At 55.3% G+C, this 18,968-nt stretch carries 9 protein-coding genes and 2 pseudogenes; 10 read left to right on the top strand and 1 reads right to left on the bottom strand.

What is annotated here, in order from left to right:
- Positions 1 to 336 precede the first annotated feature (336 nt).
- Positions 337 to 1,644 carry an MFS transporter gene (locus tag D7I37_RS00980; protein ID WP_061796499.1) on the top strand — a complete coding sequence of 436 codons (1,308 nt, stop codon included), beginning with the start codon at positions 337 to 339 and terminating at the stop codon, positions 1,642 to 1,644.
- A gap of 11 nt (positions 1,645 to 1,655) precedes the next feature.
- The gene (locus D7I37_RS00975) at positions 1,656 to 4,022 is read left to right on the top strand and encodes a glycoside hydrolase family 31 protein (RefSeq protein ID WP_129543174.1); all 2,367 of its coding nucleotides are present in this window, start codon (positions 1,656 to 1,658) and stop codon (positions 4,020 to 4,022) included.
- 5 nt (positions 4,023 to 4,027) lie between these two features.
- On the opposite strand, the gene xseA is transcribed toward D7I37_RS00975, so the two are convergent.
- Positions 4,028 to 5,404, bottom strand: coding sequence for an exodeoxyribonuclease VII large subunit (gene xseA, locus D7I37_RS00970; RefSeq protein WP_061796501.1), 1,377 nt, complete (start codon positions 5,402 to 5,404; stop codon positions 4,028 to 4,030).
- Between the two features lie 170 nt (positions 5,405 to 5,574).
- Here xseA and guaB point away from each other — a divergent pair, with 170 nt between their 5' ends.
- The 8 genes and pseudogenes from guaB to D7I37_RS00925 all read left to right on the top strand — a co-directional run bounded on the left by guaB (position 5,575) and on the right by D7I37_RS00925 (position 18,749).
- On the top strand, positions 5,575 to 7,038 hold the full coding sequence (gene guaB, locus D7I37_RS00960; protein ID WP_061796503.1) for an IMP dehydrogenase: 1,464 nt from the start codon (positions 5,575 to 5,577) through the stop codon (positions 7,036 to 7,038).
- Between the two features lie 124 nt (positions 7,039 to 7,162).
- A complete protein-coding gene (gene guaA, locus D7I37_RS00955) occupies positions 7,163 to 8,740 on the top strand; it encodes a glutamine-hydrolyzing GMP synthase (RefSeq protein WP_129543173.1) in 1,578 nt (525 codons plus the stop codon).
- A 379-nt stretch (positions 8,741 to 9,119) separates the two neighbouring features.
- Positions 9,120 to 11,198 carry an ATP-dependent endonuclease gene (locus D7I37_RS00950; protein ID WP_129543172.1) on the top strand — a complete coding sequence of 693 codons (2,079 nt, stop codon included), beginning with the start codon at positions 9,120 to 9,122 and terminating at the stop codon, positions 11,196 to 11,198.
- The gene (locus tag D7I37_RS00945) at positions 11,191 to 12,945 is read left to right on the top strand and encodes a UvrD-helicase domain-containing protein (protein WP_129543171.1); all 1,755 of its coding nucleotides are present in this window, start codon (positions 11,191 to 11,193) and stop codon (positions 12,943 to 12,945) included. Before D7I37_RS00950 ends, D7I37_RS00945 begins: the two co-directional genes overlap by 8 nt.
- Before the next feature lie 395 nt (positions 12,946 to 13,340).
- Positions 13,341 to 13,418: pseudogene (locus tag D7I37_RS00940) on the top strand (DUF4102 domain-containing protein); the annotation flags it as partial.
- Between the two features lie 449 nt (positions 13,419 to 13,867).
- Positions 13,868 to 15,307, top strand: a complete 1,440-nt coding sequence (locus D7I37_RS00935) for an MFS transporter (protein WP_165283128.1) — start codon at positions 13,868 to 13,870, stop codon at positions 15,305 to 15,307.
- 66 nt (positions 15,308 to 15,373) lie between these two features.
- Positions 15,374 to 17,052, top strand: a pseudogene (locus D7I37_RS00930) (glycoside hydrolase family 43 protein).
- Positions 17,053 to 17,369: 317 nt separating this feature from the next.
- Entirely contained in the window at positions 17,370 to 18,749 is a 1,380-nt protein-coding gene (locus D7I37_RS00925; RefSeq protein WP_129543169.1) for a carbohydrate porin, read from the top strand.
- Positions 18,750 to 18,968: the final 219 nt, after the last annotated feature.

Here is an 18,968-nt window from a genome sequence, read left to right as displayed (position 1 = left end):
TGAGAATATTTTCATTGTGATTTCTCAGCATGCTGGCGGCATTTCTTGGGCATTATGACCAGCTTTTGACCACCCTGTGATAATTTTTGCAAAAAATGCCGTTTCGCTGGGCCGTTTCGCTGGTTAGTCTGCATTGGTACACCAATTTTATAGATTTATCAGTCCAATTTTTCGGCTGAATTATAAATAAAACGAAAATAATTCATGCGGTTGTGATTTATTGAGGGCTATTTTTGCGAGCGACATCTCAATTTTTCACCCCCCATACCTTCGATACCACAACGTGCCCTACCAAAAGGCGAGCTGTTTCACCGGGCAGCCGCATGGAGAAGACAGATGAGTGTTGAAATCAATCAGACGGTCGTACAGAGCGGGCGGCGCAAATTCAAATCGCTGCGCTGGTGGATGCTGGCGCTGTTCCTGCTGGGCGTCACGGTCAATTACATTACCCGCAACTCATTGGGCATTCTGGCGCCGGAGTTGAAAACCAGCCTGAACATGACCACCGAGCAATATTCCTGGGTGGTGGCGTCGTTCCAGCTGGCCTACACGGTGTTTCAACCGATCTGCGGCTGGCTGATCGACGTGATCGGCCTGAAGATGGGCTTCCTGATCTGCGCCAGCATCTGGGCGGTGGTGTGCATGCTGCACGCCGGGGCGGGCAGTTGGTTGCAGCTGGCGATCCTGCGCTTCTTTATGGGCGGAGCGGAAGCGGCGGCCACGCCGGCCAACGCCAAAGCGATCTCCGACTGGTTCCCGAAAAAGGAGCGGCCGATCGCCGCCGGCTGGGCGGGCGTCGGTTTCTCGATTGGCGCCATGCTGGCGCCGCCGATCATCGTCATCGCCCACGTTTCCTTCGGCTGGCAGGGCGCCTTCCTGTTCTCCGGCGCGCTGGCGCTGATCTGGGTGGCGCTGTGGTGGCGGTTCTACCACTCGCCGCAGCAGCACCCCAATCTCAGCCAGCAGGAGCTGGATCTGATCCGCGAAGACAATGAGCCGCTGCTGCCCAAGCTGCCGTTCTTCAAATCGCTGGCGATCCTGTGCAAAAACAAAAAGTTTTACGGCATCGCCATTCCGGCCTTCCTCGCCGAACCGGCCTGGGCGGTGTTCAGCTTCTGGGTGCCGCTGTATCTGGCCACCGAACGCGGCATGGATCTGAAACACATCGCCATGTTCGCCTGGCTGCCGTTCCTGGCGGCGGATATCGGCAGCGTCGCCAGCGGCTATCTCACCACGCTGTACCGCAAATGGTTCGGCTGCACCCGCGTCAACTCGGTGGTCGCCAGCTCGGTGACCGGCGCCTTCATGATGGTGTCGCTGGCGTTCGTGGCGATCGCTAAGGATCCCTACGTGGCGATCGCGCTGATCTCGATCGGCGGCTTCGGCCACCAGGTGATCTCCTGCATGCTCAGCGCGCTGGTGGTGGAGTCGTTCGATAAAAACCAGATGGCGACGGTCAACGGCATGCGCGGATCCAGCGCCTGGATCGCCAGCTTCCTGTTCACGCTATTGATCGGTGCGGTGTCCGACACCGTCGGCTTCAACCCGTTGTTTATCGCCATGGGCTTCTTCGATCTGATCGGCGCCCTGTTCCTGATTGCCCTGATCGCCGAGCGCGGCGGCAAAAAAACACTTAACAGCTAAGTTGGATGCTTATGAAAACCTTGAAAAACTGGACGCTGGCGGGCCAGCACGCCGATCGCATTGAGCTGCGGGTCGATGAAAGCCACCTGTTTTGCCTGTACGTGCTGGAAGACAATCTGTTCCGGGTGTTGATCAAACAGCGCGGCGAGCTGGCGCTGGATCGCACCTGGAGCATCGCGCCGCAGGCGGATGTGCCCTGGGAGGGGCGCGACCGGCTGAGCGTCGCCGGTTTCAGCCTGCCGGGCTACCGGCTGCAGCAGCAGGACGACCGGCTGGTGGTGAGCACCGCCGCGCTGCGGGTCACCGTTCACCAGCCGCTGTGGCTGGAGTGGGAACACTGCAACAGCGCCGGCGAATGGCGGCCGCTGGCGGCCGACCGGCCGACCGGCGCCTACCTGCTTAACCCGCACGGCGACGGGGTGGCGCATTATCAGCGGCGCTTCGCCGGCGAACGCTATTATGGCCTGGGCGAGAAGGCCGGCGATTTGGAACGCAGCGGCCGCCGCTTCGAGATGCGCAACCTGGACGCCATGGGCTATAACGCCGCCAGCACCGATCCGCTGTACAAGCACATTCCGTTCACCATCACCCGCGGCGCAGAGGCGAGCTTTGGGCTGTTCTACGACAACCTGAGCAGCTGCTGGCTGGATCTGGGCAACGAGATCGACAACTACCACCTGGCCTATCGCCGCTATCAGGCCGAGGCGGGGGATCTGGATTATTATCTGTTCCTCGGGCCGAAGGTGCTGGACGTCACCAAGGCGTTCGTGCGGCTGACCGGCAAAACCCATTTCGGCCCCAAATGGAGCCTGGGCTACAGCGGCTCGACCATGCATTACACCGACGCGCCGGACGCCCAGCGGCAGCTGCAGCAGTTCATCGCCTTATGCCAACGGCACGACATTCCCTGCGACTCTTTCCAGCTGTCGTCGGGTTATACCTCGATCGGCAACAAGCGTTACGTGTTCAACTGGAACTACGACAAGGTGCCGCAGCCTCAGCGGCTGAGCCAGGCGTTCCACGACGCCGGCCTGAAGCTGGCGGCCAACATCAAGCCCTGCCTGCTGCAGGACCATCCGCAGTATCGGCAGGCGGCGGAGCAGGGGTTGTTCATCCGCGATTCGCAGAGCGAGGCGCCGGAGCGCTCCAGCTTCTGGGACGACGAAGGCTCGCACCTCGATTTCACCAACCCGGCGGCGGTGCGCTGGTGGCAGCAGGGCGTTACGCGGCAGCTGCTGGAGATGGGCATCGATTCCACCTGGAACGACAACAACGAATACGAAGTGTGGGACGGCGAAGCGCGCTGCCACGGCTTTGGCCGGCCGCTCGCCATCAAGCATATCCGCCCGGTGATGCCGCTGCTGATGATGCGCGCCTCGATGGAGGCTCAGCAGCGCTTTGCGCCGCAGCTGCGGCCGTATTTGATTTCGCGCTCCGGCTGCGCCGGCATGCAGCGCTATGTGCAGACCTGGAGCGGCGACAACCGCACCAGCTGGCAGACCCTGCGCTACAACATCCGCATGGGGCTGGGCATGAGCCTGTCCGGGCTGTACAACCTGGGGCACGACGTCGGCGGCTTCTCCGGCGACAAACCGGACGCCGAACTGCTGGTGCGCTGGGTGCAAAACGGCGTGATGCACCCGCGCTTCACCATCCATTCGTGGAACGACGACGCCACGGTCAACGAACCCTGGATGTACCCGGCCGTCACCCCGGCGGTGCGCGAGGCGATCAACCTGCGCTACCGGCTGATGCCGTATTTCTACACCCTGCTGTGGCAGGCCAGCGCCGACGACGAGCCGATGCTGCGCCCGACCTTCCTCGATCATGAGCACGACGCGCGCACGCTGGGGGAAACCGACGATTTCCTGATCGGCCGCGATCTGCTGGTGGCCAGCGTGGTGGAGCAGGGGCAGCGCCGGCGCCCGGTATACCTGCCGGACAACGGTGACGGTTGGTACTGTTTCTACAGCGGCCAATGGTTCAGCGGCGGCCAGACGGTGGTGCTGGACGCGCCGCTGGAGCGCTTGCCGCTGCTGGTGCGCGCCGGGGCCGGGTTGCCGCTGTCGCAGCGGCTGGCGCATGTGGACGCTGCCGCCGACGATCGGCGCGAGCTGCGGCTGTACCCGATTAAAGGCTGTGGCAGCGCGTCAGGGCTGTTGTTCGAAGACGACGGGGAAAGTTATGGCTGGCGGCAGGGCAACGCGCTGTGGTTGCGCTGGGAGCTGCGCAGCGACAATCAGCGGCTCATGCTGACCCTCACCCCCGAAGGGCAGTTCCGCCCGGCGTGGCGTACGCTGCAGCTGAGCCTGCCGGCCGGCGAAACGCGCGCGCTGTGGGTTAACGGCGAGCCGGGCGAGAGTTTTACGTTGGAATAGGGCGGTTACTGGGCCGCGCGCTTCTTGCGCGGCTTCCTGGCGACGGTGATGGTTTTCACCTCGCTTTCCACCCAACCATCCTGCAGACGGGTTTTCAGCAGTTCGCCGACCTGCGCCTGTTGGGTGGTTTTCAGCAGCTCGCCGCGCGGGGTTTGCGTCACGCTGTAGCCGCGCGCCAGCGTCGCCAGCGGGCTGACCGCCTCGAGCTGGCTGCAGGCCACGCCAAAGCGTTGGCGGTAGGCGTTGAGCCGGCGCTCCAGCGCCTGCTGCAGGCGGTATTCCTGCTGCTGCACCCGTTGCTGATAGCGGTGGATGCGGCCCTGCGGCTGCATCTGCGCCAGCCGCTGCTGGGCGCGCTCGCTGCGGCGCGACGCCAGGCGCAGCTGGTTTTGCATGCCGTCTTCCAGGCGGCGCTGCAGCCTGAACAGCAGCGTTTGCTGGCGCGCCAGGCGCAGGTGCGGATGCTGCTGCTGCAAACGGTGGTTGATGCGGGTGAACTGCTGCTGCCGCTGGGCCAGATAGTAGTCCATCGCCATTTCCAACCGCTGCTGCTGCGACTGCAGCTGGCGCAGCAGCTCCAGCTGATTGCGGCTGACCAGCTCGGCGGCGGCGGAGGGGGTAGGGGCGCGCAGATCGGCGACAAAGTCGGCGATGGTCACGTCGGTCTCATGGCCGACGGCGCTGACGATCGGAATGCGGCTGGCGAAAATTGCCCGCGCCACCCGCTCGTCGTTGAAGCTCCACAGGTCTTCCAGCGAACCGCCGCCGCGGCCGACGATCAGCACGTCGCATTCGTCACGGCGGTTGGCGGTGTCGATGGCGCGCACGATCTGCAGCGGCGCTTCCGCGCCCTGCACCGAAGTGGGGTAGATGACGATCGGCAGCGAAGGATCGCGCCGCTGCAGCACCTGCAGGATATCGTGCAGCGCCGCGCCGCTGGCGGAGGTGATCACCCCGACGCGCTTGGCCGGGGCGGGCAGCGGCTGCTTGAACTGCTGATCGAACAGCCCTTCGGCGCTCAGACGCTGCTTCAACTGCTCGAACTGCTGCTGCAGCAGGCCGTCGCCGGCGGGCTGCATGCTCTCGGCGATCAGCTGGTAATCGCCGCGCGGTTCGTACAGCGTAATGCTGGCGCGCACCAGCACCTGCTGGCCGTTCTGCGGCCGGAAGGTGGTGCGGCGGTTGCTGTTGCGGAACATCGCACAGCGCACCTGCGCGCGATCGTCTTTCAGGGTGAAATACCAGTGGCCGGAGGCGGGCTGGGAGAAGTTGGAGATCTCGGCGGAGAGCCAAATCTGCCCCATTTCCATTTCCAGCAGCTGTCGAACCGTCTGATTCAGGCGGCTTACGGTAAAAATGGGCGGCGAGGTAGGTAGCGACATGTGACCCAGATCAAATTTCAAAACAATCACTTAATTGGTCGATACTACATGGCTGAAAAAGGTAATCAAGAGTTTTTGTAAGAAAGTGCTGGAGGCAACCGATTACGCTCTGTATAATGCCGCGGCAATATTTTATCTTTTTCACAGCCCACCCTGGTGAGATATTGCCCATGCTACGTATCGCAAAAGAAGCTCTGACGTTTGACGACGTTCTCCTGGTTCCAGCACACTCCACGGTTCTGCCTAACACTGCAGAGCTCGGCACTCAACTGACCAAAAATATCCGCCTGAATATCCCTATGCTGTCCGCAGCCATGGATACCGTGACCGAATCCGGCCTGGCCATCGCGCTGGCGCAGGAAGGCGGCCTGGGCTTCATTCACAAAAACATGTCCATCGAGCGCCAGGCTGAAGAAGTCAGCCGGGTGAAGAAACATGAAAGCGGCGTAGTCACCGACCCGCAGACCGTTACCCCCGCCACCACCCTGAAAGAAGTGAAAGAGCTGACCGCCCGCAACGGCTTCGCCGGCTACCCGGTCGTGACCGAAGAAAACGAACTGGTCGGCATCATCACCGGCCGCGACGTACGCTTCGTGACCGATCTGAACCAACCGGTCACCGCGGTGATGACGCCGAAAGGGCGTCTGGTCACGGTGAAAGAAGGCGAAGCGCGTGAAGTGGTGCTGCAGAGAATGCACGAAAAACGCGTTGAGAAAGCGCTGGTGGTGGACGACAGCTTCCACCTGCTGGGCATGATCACCGTTAAAGACTTCCAGAAAGCGGAACGCAAACCGAACGCCTGTAAAGACGAGCACGGCCGCCTGCGCGTAGGCGCGGCGGTAGGCGCGGGCGCCGGCAACGAAGAGCGCGTTGACGCGCTGGTCGCCGCCGGCGTTGACGTACTGCTGATCGACTCTTCCCACGGCCACTCCGAAGGCGTGTTGCAGCGCATTCGCGAAACCCGCGCCAAATACCCGGAGCTGGAAATCGTCGGCGGCAACGTCGCCACCGCGGCGGGCGCCAAGGCGCTGGCTGAAGCCGGCGTGAGCGCGGTTAAAGTGGGTATCGGCCCTGGCTCCATCTGCACCACCCGCATCGTGACCGGCGTGGGCGTACCGCAGATCACCGCCATCGCCGATGCGGTCGAAGCGCTGGAAGGCACCGGCATCCCGGTTATCGCCGACGGCGGCATCCGCTTCTCCGGCGACATCGCCAAGGCCATCGCGGCCGGCGCGTCCTGCGTAATGGTCGGCTCCATGCTGGCGGGCACCGAAGAATCCCCGGGCGAAATCGAGCTGTATCAGGGCCGTTCGTTCAAGTCTTACCGCGGCATGGGCTCTCTGGGCGCGATGTCCAAAGGCTCTTCCGACCGTTACTTCCAGACCGATAACGCCGCCGACAAGCTGGTGCCGGAAGGCATCGAAGGCCGCGTGGCTTACAAAGGCATGCTGAAAGCCATCGTGCACCAGCAGATGGGCGGCCTGCGCTCCTGCATGGGCCTGACCGGCTGCGCCACCATCGACGAGCTGCGCACCAAGGCGGAGTTCGTGCGCATCAGCGGCGCCGGCATTCAGGAAAGCCACGTGCACGACGTGACCATCACCAAAGAGTCGCCGAACTACCGCATGGGTTGATTTCAGGGGCTGCGGCCGGCGCATTTGTTCGCGCCGTCCGCTGCCCACTGCCTGGCCTCGCCGACTGAAATCGTCCTGACGATTTAGATTTTTCCTTTTTCTCTGTTGCTGGAATTCGCCTCACATGACAAAAAATATCCATAAGCATCGCATCCTTATTCTGGATTTCGGTTCGCAATACACCCAACTGGTCGCGCGCCGCGTGCGTGAGATCGGCGTTTACTGCGAGCTCTGGGCCTGGGACGTTAGCGAAGAGCAGATCCGCGAATTCAACCCGAGCGGCATCATCCTCTCCGGCGGCCCGGAAAGCACCACCGAAGCCAACAGCCCGCGCGCCCCCGAGTACGTGTTCACCGCCGGCGTGCCGGTGCTGGGCGTGTGCTACGGCATGCAGACCATGGCGATGCAGCTGGGTGGCCATGTGCAGGGTTCCAACGAGCGCGAGTTCGGCTACGCGCAGGTGGAAATCGTCAACGAGAGCGCGCTGCTGCGCGACATCGAAGACGCCATCAGCCCGGCGGGCAAACCGCTGCTGGACGTGTGGATGAGCCACGGCGACAAAGTGACCGCCATCCCGTCCGGCTTCGTGACCGTTGCCAGCACCGACACCTGCCCGTTCGCCATTATGGCCAACGAAGAAAAACGCTTCTACGGCGTGCAGTTCCACCCGGAAGTGACCCACACCCGCCAGGGCCAGCGCATGCTGGAGCGTTTCGTGCTGGATATCTGCCAGTGTGAAGCCCTGTGGACCCCGGCCACCATCATCGAAGACGCGGTTGAACGCATCCGCCAGCAGGTGGGCGAAGACCACGTGATCCTCGGCCTGTCCGGCGGCGTGGATTCCTCGGTGACCGCGATGCTGCTGCACCGCGCCATCGGCAAGCGCCTGACCTGCGTATTCGTCGACAACGGCCTGCTGCGCCTGAACGAAGCCGACCAGGTGCTGGAAATGTTCGGCGACCACTTCGGCCTGAACATCGTGCACGTGGCGGCGGAAAACCGCTTCCTGAGCGAGCTGGCCGGCGTTGACGAGCCGGAAGCCAAGCGCAAGATCATCGGCCGCGTGTTCGTTGAAGTGTTCGACGAAGAAGCCTGCAAGCAAGACGAAGTGAAGTGGCTGGCGCAGGGCACCATCTACCCGGACGTGATCGAATCCGCCGCTTCCGCCACCGGCAAGGCGCACGTGATCAAATCGCATCACAACGTGGGCGGCCTGCCGAAAGAGATGAAGCTGGGCCTGGTCGAGCCGCTGAAAGAGCTGTTCAAAGACGAAGTGCGCAAGATTGGCCTGGAGCTGGGCCTGCCGTACGACATGCTGTACCGCCACCCGTTCCCGGGCCCGGGTCTGGGCGTGCGCGTGCTGGGCGAAGTGAAGAAAGAGTACTGCGATCTGCTGCGCCGCGCCGACGCCATCTTCATCGAAGAGCTGCACAAAGCCGACCTGTACAACAAGGTCAGCCAGGCGTTCACCGTGTTCCTGCCGGTGCGTTCGGTCGGCGTGATGGGCGACGGCCGCAAATACGACTGGGTCGTTTCACTGCGCGCAGTGGAAACCATCGACTTTATGACCGCGCACTGGGCGCACCTGCCGTACGATTTCCTCGGCCGCGTCTCCAACCGCATCATCAACGAAGTGAACGGCATTTCCCGCGTGGTGTACGACATCAGCGGCAAGCCGCCCGCGACCATTGAGTGGGAGTGAGATTTTTTATTAATATTTTGATTTTTAAAGATAAAATATGATTCTAGGCTGATGCGCTCTGTATTGTTAATGGTCTTTCGCATGGCTCGAAAAGGCTAAGTCATAAGATCTATCTCGGTACCATGCTTGGTGGAGCGTTCTAGGCATGGTATCGGAGCCAGCTAAGTTCCAGGCAGGAGGTTGTGCTGGGGTTAGTGGCCGACTACTGCCTTTGGTAGCTGGCAGCTAACGGCCAATTCCTGCCATTAGTGAAGGGCCGCTCACCATCCAAACCTGCCGGTCGCATACAGCGGGTGCTTTTAGGGGAATTGTCCCTGTATTGACTACTTCAATTCAGCCATCTACAGTGATGGCCATACGATTTCACGGTAGGGACATCATGCGGATCGAGCGCGTTGAGATTCAAAATTTCAGACTGCTTCAGAACGTCAGTCTTAGCCTAGAAGACGGCACAACACTGATCGTCGGGCGCAACAATTGCGGCAAAACCTCCATAGCTGAGGTGTTCCGCAGGCTCCTTTCAGACCGGACTCCCTCTTTCAGGCTTGAGGATTTCTCCCTGGGGAGTCACGAAGAGTTTTGGACGGCATTCAATGCGTTTCACGGCGGAATAGCTCGCTCCGACGTTGCTGCCATGCTTCCCGTTGTCAGGGTCACATTGGACATCTCCTATGACGTGGATGCCCCAGACCTGGGGCAGCTAAGCGAATGCATAGTAGACCTAGATCCAGATTGCTCTTGCGCGCGCATCGTCCTGACGTATGGACCGCGGGCGACAGCCCTTGAGTCGCTTTTCGCAGAAACGAATGCCCCCGACACTGTGCAGGAGGATCAACGTCCTAGCTTCTTCAGCCTGATAAAGAAGCGTTTGGTAGGGGCCTACGAGCCCCGTTTGGAAGCGGTTGACCCCAATGATCCTACGAACCGCAAGGACCTCGACCTAAAATCACTCACCACGTTGATCCGCGGCGGATTCATCAATGCGCAACGGGGCTTGGATGACGATACACACCGAGAGCGCGATGTCCTTGGGAAGGTGGTGGAGGTGCTGTTCCAATCGGCATTGACTGACCCCGCAGATCCCGAGAAACGAACTACGGCGGAGCAGCTCCATGGAGCGGTGGAGAAAATTCAAAAGGAGCTGCATGACGGTTTCAACGCCGGACTGACTTCGCTGCTCCCTACGTTCGAGCTTTTCGGCTACCCAGGGCTAGAAGACCCCGGCCTCACCACTGTGACGACCTTCGATGTCGAGCGCCTGCTTAAAGACCACACGCAGGTCAGATACAGGGGGGTAAACGGCCTGACACTCCCGGAAAGCTACAACGGACTCGGCGTCCGTAACCTGGTGTACATCCTTCTGCAATTACTGAAATTCTTCAGAGAGTTCCAAGCTACGCCGGCAGCCGCAAGCGTACACCTCATCTTCATTGAAGAGCCTGAAGCCCATTTGCATCCGCAAATGCAGGAGGTCTTCATCCGACAATTGCACATGATCAAGGGTGCATTCGAGCAGCAGCTGAATGGCAGCCGTCCGTGGCCAGTGCAGTTTGTAATTTCCACCCACTCTCCACACATGGCCAACGAAGCGCGCTTCGAAACTATGCGTTACTTTCTCTCTGTGAGCGGTGAAAACGGGATCCGGCAGTCCAAGATCAAAGACCTGAGGCAGGGCATGGGCCAGGCTCCTGCACCGGACAGAGATTTTCTCTATCAGTACCTGACGCTCACTCGATGCGACCTGTTCTTTGCAGATAAAGCCATCTTGATCGAGGGGACTTCAGAGCGATTGCTGCTACCAACCATGATCGCCAAAACTGACGCGGCTGCGGTGGGTGAACCTCAGTTGGCTAGTCAGTACTTGACGGTTATGGAGGTTGGCGGCGCGTATGCACACCGGTTTCATGATCTACTCACCTTCTTGGAACTGCGCACGCTGATCGTTACCGACATCGACTCCGTCAAACCGAATGCAGAAAGAAAGCGGAAAGCTTGTCTCGTTTCAGAGGGGCTGTTTACGAGCAATGCGTGCCTCAAAGACTGGTTTGGGGCCGAAGTCACTCCTGCCCAACTGCTGGCGAAAACGCCAGCAGAGAAGACCATAGGGTTGAGGCGCATCGCTTACCAAATTCCGGAGGGGAACGAACCCGGACCTTCAGGCAGAAGCTTTGAGGACGCGTTCATCCTGGCGAACCGTGATCGATTTCAGCTGGGGCAGGGCGATGTCGCATCCCTAGCTTACGAGTATGCGGCGGACCAGAAAAAATCAGCTTTTGCGTTGAAATACGCGATCGATGATACGAACTGGAACGTGCCTAGATACATTGCTGAAGGATTGCGTTGGCTAGCAGTTGGGGCGCCGGTCGCTGATGCCCAAATGGCTGCTCGGGCCATGGCCGCAGTTGTAGAGGTTGTTGGTGAGGCAGCGACTGCTGAAGGAGAGCAAGGCGATGCCTGACAATCACGAAAGTCCCGCGGACAGAGCAGGGCAAGAAGCACTTGAACGCATGTTCGCTTGTTTGGATGAAGGTCTAAGCTTTCGCCTGGAAGCAGGTGCTGGGGCTGGTAAGACCTATTCGCTGGAGAAGGCGCTCAGTCGATTAATTGAACACCGAGGTCCTGCGTTGATCCGGGAGCGCCAGCAAGTCGCGTGTATCACTTACACCAATGTGGCGAAAGACGAGATCATCTCTCGCTTCCAAGCGCATTCTGCAATCCGAGCCGAGACCGTCCATGGCTTTTGCTGGTCGTTGCTCAGAGATTTTCAAACATCACTGAGAGGATTTCTTGGCGCTGAAGCTTTTTGGCGAGAGCGTTTTGAGCCGGTGGGTGGCGTAGGTAACAGGCGCATCCATTACGAAATGGGTATTCCACGCGTATCAGAGGACGAGGTCTCGATTCGGCACGAAGATGTCCTGACATTGATGGTTCAGGCGCTTACGTCTCCGAAGTTCAGGGCCGTATTGACTTCCCGATACCCGATCCTGTTTGTCGACGAATATCAGGACACGGATGAACATTTTGTCGGTGCACTGAAGTCGTGGTTTCTAGATCGCGGTGAGGGACCGATGATTGGCCTGTTTGGTGACCATTGGCAAAAAATCTACGACGAGGGCTGCGGCCTAGTCGTGCATGACGCCCTTCAGCCGATCGAAAAAAATGCGAATTTCCGTTCAGCATCGCGGATTGTCGATGTGCTGAATGAGATGCGGCCAGGCCTGCACCAGGAAGTGAGCGATCCTGACTTGATCGGTGAAGCCCGAGTATTCCACACCAACCTCTGGCCTGGAAAGCGACGGACAGGAAGCGGGGGAGGACACTGGACTGGCGACACCAGTCCTGAGGCTGCTAGTGCCTACTTCGAATACTTGAAAGCTCAGCTCAGCGTGGAAGGATGGGATTTCTCTCCGAAAACGACCAAAATTCTCATCCTGAATCACAAAGGTATTGCTCGTGAGCAGGGGTATTCCTCGATCCGTGAAATTTATGGGCAATACAATGATCCGTGGCTGAAGAAGGAAGATCCTCACATCAAGTATTTGGCAGATCAGCTTGAGCCAGCGTGTGTCGCATACCAACAGCGCCGATACGGTGCGATGTTCGGGCACCTGGCAAGCGATCGGCCAACGATTCGAAGGCACAGCGATAAAGTCGCTTGGGCTGAGGCAATGGATGCACTCCTCGAACTGAGATTGACCGGTACCATCGGCGAGGTGATTGACTACATCATAGCCGTGCCGCAGATGCAGCTCCCCAATGCTGTGCTACGGAATGAGCAAGGGTTACAGGCCGCCGGTGTTGAACCAGGTGAGGACGAGCCACGCAGGATTACCCAGCTTCGAAAGCTCAGGGCAGTATCTTACACAGAGCTGATCGCGCTAGACCAATTCATTGATGGGCATACGCCGTTTGCCACAAAACACGGGGTCAAGGGAGCCGAATTCGAAAACGTGATTGTTGTGTTGGGGCGCGGCTGGAACCAATATAATTTCGCTGAAATGCTCGAGTGGTTTCAGCCGGGGCCACCGGCGAACAGGTGTGAAAAATTCGAAAGCAATCGGAATCTCTTCTACGTTGCGTGCTCTCGACCCAAGGTCCGTTTGGCTCTGCTTTTCACTCAACTGCTGAGCCAGGCAGCGCTTGATCAGATCACCGCGTGGTTCGGCGCTGAGCATGTATTCGAGTTGCCTGCTAACCCTGGTTGAGAATTCTCGTGCAGCGCTCATTGTGTAGGTTAGTCGGCGCATGTCACATCCGACTAGCTGACTAGGCAGGTGGATAAACCGCGATGGTTGCTAAACGCCTCAGGACTAACACTGAATCGCCTTTGGTCTCCTAGACATTTTCCAAGCGGGACAGGTTCTCAAAGTTGATTTTGATCCTCTATGGTATTTCTCATGGTTTTAAAGTTTTTCGTGCCTTGTCGACTCCGGATTTACTGGTCTATGCGGGGCTATTGATAATTGAGTGGGAATGATCCCGCGTCTGGCAACAGCCTGCACGTAAAAGCAGTAAAACATCGCTAAGCCCGCATCACTGCGGGCTTTTTTGTTTTTGTGTCTGGCATTGCCGCCTTAAGCCGAAGAAACAACGTTATAAAATTAATGACCGCGGTGGTCTTTATGTTGCGGTGACTCCGGCTGGATCGATCCCATTTCGCGACAATTATTCAATAAACGCTTGCATAATGAACTCCATAATCCGCAATGCGTAAAATAAACCAGTGCGACATCATCTTTTATTTTCCCGGCCTGTTGCTCAATTACGTTATTTCATTCTGTGATTAAGAGAATACTCAAATGTGAAGCATATCTCAAAATACGATCATGTATTTAACGCGTTAATAGCCATGCAGGGCGTTCGTTTTTTCTGGGGGATGAGGCGAAATATTAAAAAACACCGGTTTTGCAGGGGATGTCAACCTGCAGCGGATATTGCCAATGAGTCGCCAATCAACAGGTTGGCTATGTGACCTATATGATACCTTTGTCACAAGGGTCACGGAAATAAAAAAACATAATTAATAAATATAAAAACATAATGGATTCCCGACGGGAATCTGTGTCAGAAAGTATTCCGCATTCACGAAAGAGGCCAGGAGATGTGATTAAAATGAGCGGAAACATAATGCAAAGTCGGCACGATGAGTATCATAAATTAACCCGAGGAGAACGTATCGGTTATGGAATGGGTGACTTTGCCCAAAACCTTGTTTTTGGTACAATAGGCGGCTTTCTTGCTCTTCACATGTTGACTGTAAATACAATCAGCACCGCTGCTGCGGGGTTTATATTTCTTTTTGTCAGAATCATCAATGTTTTTTGGGACCCCATGGTTGGGACTTTTGTCGACAAAAGGAGTTCAAAATCCGGGAAGTATCGGCCTTGGCTTTTAAGAGCAGGAATTCCACTCGTTATTCTTTCCGCTTTGCTTTTTGCACCAATTCCTGAAGTCAGAGGTTCAGTTCCCTTTGCCTTTATCGTTTATTTTGCACTGGATTTGGTTTATTCAGTTGTAAATATTCCTTATGGCTCTCTTAATGCTTCATTAACGAGAGATCCTGAATCTATTGATAAACTTACAAGTACGAGAATGATGCTGGCCAATAGCGCCAACCTTCTTGTCTATACCTTATTTCCAATGTTTGTACAAATGGCCGCACCAAAAGATCGAAGCATCAAGGATACCGGATTTTTCGGACTCGAACTCAATCTGGGCAACTATACCGATCCATCGGCTGGTTACGCTTGGTTTGGCGTTTACTCTGTTTATATGATAATAGGGGCTGTTGCACTTTTACTTTGTTATAAATTAACAAAAGAACGTGTTGTAGCTACAGTAGAACAATCTGCCAATGTAAAAGCGACAGATTTATTCCTTGAAATGAAAAATAATAGACCACTTGTTATTCTTGGGATTTTTTTTATGTTGGCATTTACATTCATGTTTTTCATGAACACTGTAAATGGTTTTTTCAATCAGTTTGTTGTCGGTCATTCAGAATGGATGGGGGCTGTTGGTCTTGTAGCCTCAATTCCAGGTATTGTATTGCCAATTTTTTGGTCAAGACTCAAGAAATTTTTTGGTAAAAAAGGTTTTTTCCACCTTTTTCTTGGCATGTTTATTGTCGGTGAATTTCTGACTTACATTTGGTCGCTCGATGGAATGCATGATGCACTCTGGCTTGCTTATATCGCAACATTCATTAAACAATGGGGGTTAACTTCAGCTACCGGCTTCATGTGGGCACTTGTCCCTGAAGTGATTGCTTATGGTGAATTAAGGTCTGGCAAGCGAAATGCCGCAATAATTAATGCTATTATGGGGCTTTTTTTCAAGATTGGTTTTACTATTGGCGGCGCTGTTCCACTTTGGCTGCTGGCCCTTTATGGCTTTAACGAAGCAGGTGTACATCAACATGCAAATGCTATCGCCGGAATAAATATGACAGCGATTTGGATCCCGATATTTTTAGCTTTTGTGTCGATGGTCGTCATTCAACTATATCCAATCTCAGATGAAAATATTGCTGATATCAACCGTCGGCTTGATGAGATACGTGTATAGTTATAAATCATTTTCTTGAAATCATTAATGAATACGTAAAACAGACGTTTAAAAAGGTGAAACACTATGTCACTTATCCAAAACCCTATACTGCCTGGATTCAATGCAGACCCAAGTATTATCCGCGTAGAGGACACTTACTATATCGCAAATTCGACGTTTGAGTGGTTCCCTGGTGTCCGTTTACATGAATCAAAAGACCTGGAACACTGGAATCTTCTTCCTAGTCCATTGTCAACAACGGCGCTTTTAGATATGAAAGGGAATCCTTCCTCAGGCGGGATTTGGGCTCCGGCTCTCTCTTATGCCGATGGCAAATTCTGGCTGGTTTATACGGATGTGAAAATTACAGAAGGTGCCTTTAAAGACATGACAAACTATCTGTCCACCGCAACCGATATTCATGGCCCATGGACGGATCCCATTAAACTTAATGGCGTCGGTTTTGATGCTTCACTTTTCCATGACGAAGATGGTCGTAAATATTTAGTTCAACAAACGTGGGACCATCGCGAATATCATCATCCTTTTAATGGTATCACGTTAACTGAGTTTGATACAAAAACACTGAAATTAAAACCAGAAACGGCGCGTACCATTTATCGAGGCACTGCAGTTGCACTTGTTGAAGGGCCACATCTCTATAAGCTGAACGGATATTATTATCTTTTTGCAGCTCAGGGGGAACAGTATTTACCCACCAGGAAGTTGTTGCTCGTTCAAACACCTTGGACGCCAACAGTTTTGAAACGGCGCCAGGGGAAGTTTTCTTAACTAACGTAGATACTCCAGACAGTTATATCCAAAAACAGGGACATGGCAGTTTGGTTTCAACCCCCGCAGGGGAATGGTATTATGCTTCGCTCTGCGCTCGCCCTTGGAATCATGCCGGCGAGCCTGCCTATGATCCTCGCGGCTGGTCAACGCTTGGCAGAGAAACTTCGCTCCAAAAAGTTTTTTGGGATGAAGCTGGCTGGCCACGAATTGAAGGGGGCCACGGAGGAAAAACGTTTGTCGAAGGTCCAAGCGACGCTATTTATACCCAAAGTGCAAAAGATCACAGTCAGCAAGATGAGTTTAAGACTGCGATGCTCGATCTCAATTGGAATACACTCCGTGTCCCGTTCACAGAAAAAATGGGTACAACAGGCGATGGAAAATTAACTTTAATTGGGCAAGGCTCTTTAGCGAATACTCATGACCTGTCGCTTATTGCCCGGCGTTGGCAAGCTTTTTATTTTGATGCTCAGGTCAAAGTAAAATTTAATCCATTTAATTATCAACAAATGGCAGGGTTAACGAATTACTATAACGATCGTCATTGGAGCTTTGTTTTCATTACTTGGAATGAAATTAACGGAGCAGTTATCGAAATCGGGGAGAATAATCGCGGTAAATATACATCATACCTGAAAGATGAAGCAATCAAGATCCCTGCAGATATCGAATATGTCTGGTTTCGCACAAAGGTGAGAAAAGAAAGTTATACTTATGAATATAGCTTTGATGGAATTGATTTCACTGAAATTCCTGTCAAATTAGATGCCGCGATCCTTTCAGACGATTATGTCCTACAAAGCTATGGCGGGTTCTTCACTGGGGCGTTCATTGGTCTGGCGGCCGTTGACTACTCTGGGTACGCTGCCAGTGCAGAGTTTTTTAATTTCAATTATCAAGAGCTCGGCGATTCGTTAATTGCAAATGACACTTATAGCTGGAAAGCAAGTGAATCACGATTTGATTAGTTGATAAAGCGCGAACTAAGATAATAAACTAAACTCCCGGCCATGATGGTATGGCGGGGGTACCGATAAGCGCTGCTACGTACAGAGTTATATGATGAACGACTTGCTGGCGTGTAAAACAGCAGCCTGGTTCATTCCCATTCAATCAATGTTTAAATGTAATTTATCTGACTACGGGGACGCTCATTACGCTAATTACTTAACTGTACCTCTGCGAAATAAAAATAAAATCAACTTGTTTTGGTAACGCTGTTTATTCCCACGCCAAGGCAGGGTGGTTATTTTCCGAGAATATAATTGATTAATTTGAGATAGCCATGAAAACTGTAGAAAAAATTACTTTAGCTATAGCGGTTATCGCCGCGCTGTGCCCTATTTCCGTACTGGCGCAGGAATTCACGCAGGAACAGATTGACGCCATCGTCGCTAAGGCTGTCGATAAAGCGCTGGCCGAACGGCAAGCGAAAATCACCGCCGCCGCCGATAAAAAGGTCGACGTCATTACCAACCCGCAAACCACTGCGGCATCACCGGATTTAGAGATCCCCTTCGGCCTCAAATTCAGCGGTTACGCCCGTTATGGCGCCCACTTCCAGAGCGGCGATCAGAAATATGTCGGCGTCGACGGATCCTATAACGGCGCCTCGGCGATCGGCCGTCTGGGCAACGAAAGCAACGGCGGCGAATTCCAAATCAGCAAAGCCTTCAAAAGCGCTAAAGGGGCCATCTGGGATATTAACGTCATGTTTGACCACTGGAGCGACGAAGTGAACCTGAAAAAGGCCTACGTTGGCGTCACTAACGTACTCGAATCGAACCCGAATGCCTATATCTGGGCTGGCCGCGACTTCCATCAACGTCCGCAACAGGGGATCAACGATTACTTCTGGATGAACCACGACGGCCAGGGAGCCGGGGTGAAGAACTTTGATATTGGCGGCGTACAGTTTGACGTGGCGACGGTGTCGCAGGTGAAATCCTGTAGCCCGGAGGTGATGGCCGATGAGACGAATCCGTCACGCATCACCTGCACAGGCAGCTCCGATACCGGTGACAACGGCCACTACGCGCTGACCACCAAAACCCACAACATCAAGGCCGGGCCGATCGACGTCGAAGTGTACGCCAACTACGGCTTTGACTCGAAAGCGGTGGATAGCGACGAGCGACTCGATGCCTGGCAGGGCGGATTGGTACTGAGCCACACCAACGACAGTGGGGTGAACAAGGTAATTCTGCGCTACTCCGACAACTCGGATAACAGCGTCTACAACAAAACCGACGATCTGACCACTGTCTACGCCAGCTTCGAGGGCAGCCATAAATTCACCCGACAGGCGCAGATCGAATATTTGCTGGCCTTCCACGACTACGATAACGGCAAGGACAACACCGACAACCGTAAAAACTACGGTGCCATCGTGCGGCCGATGTACTTCTGGAACGACGTGCACTCCACCTGGCTGGAAGCGGGCTATCAGCGCGTGGATTATGATCAGGGCGGGGATAACGAGGGCTGGAAGCTGACGCTGTCGCAGAACATCGCCATTGGCATGGGGCCGGAGTTCCGTCCGATGTTGCGCTTCTACATGACCGGCGGCCAGGTGGATAACAAGCATACCGCCAAAATAGACGGCACCAGCAACGAGCGGCTGGATTCGCTGAATATCGGCGGCATGTTCGAAGCGTGGTTCTAAGTTAGCCTGTCTCACCTCTTAAGGGGGGACGTCGACCCCACGAACAACATCGCCCTCACTTGCGGCCAGAGTGAAGAACCTCCAGAAAAATGACGAGCACGATGAAGTACTGACTGCGCAAGAAACTTCATCGTGCCTTCGCTGACGTGCCGCCACGGGTATTTCCCATCGGTGTTTTCCCCCTGGCTGTCTTCCCGCTTTTGGTCCCTGGAAATCCTT

The organism is Serratia sp. 1D1416, assembly GCF_003641105.1.
Taxonomy (GTDB): Bacteria; Pseudomonadota; Gammaproteobacteria; order Enterobacterales; family Enterobacteriaceae; genus Serratia; species Serratia ficaria.
This window is presented reverse-complemented; position numbering and strand designations above follow the sequence as displayed.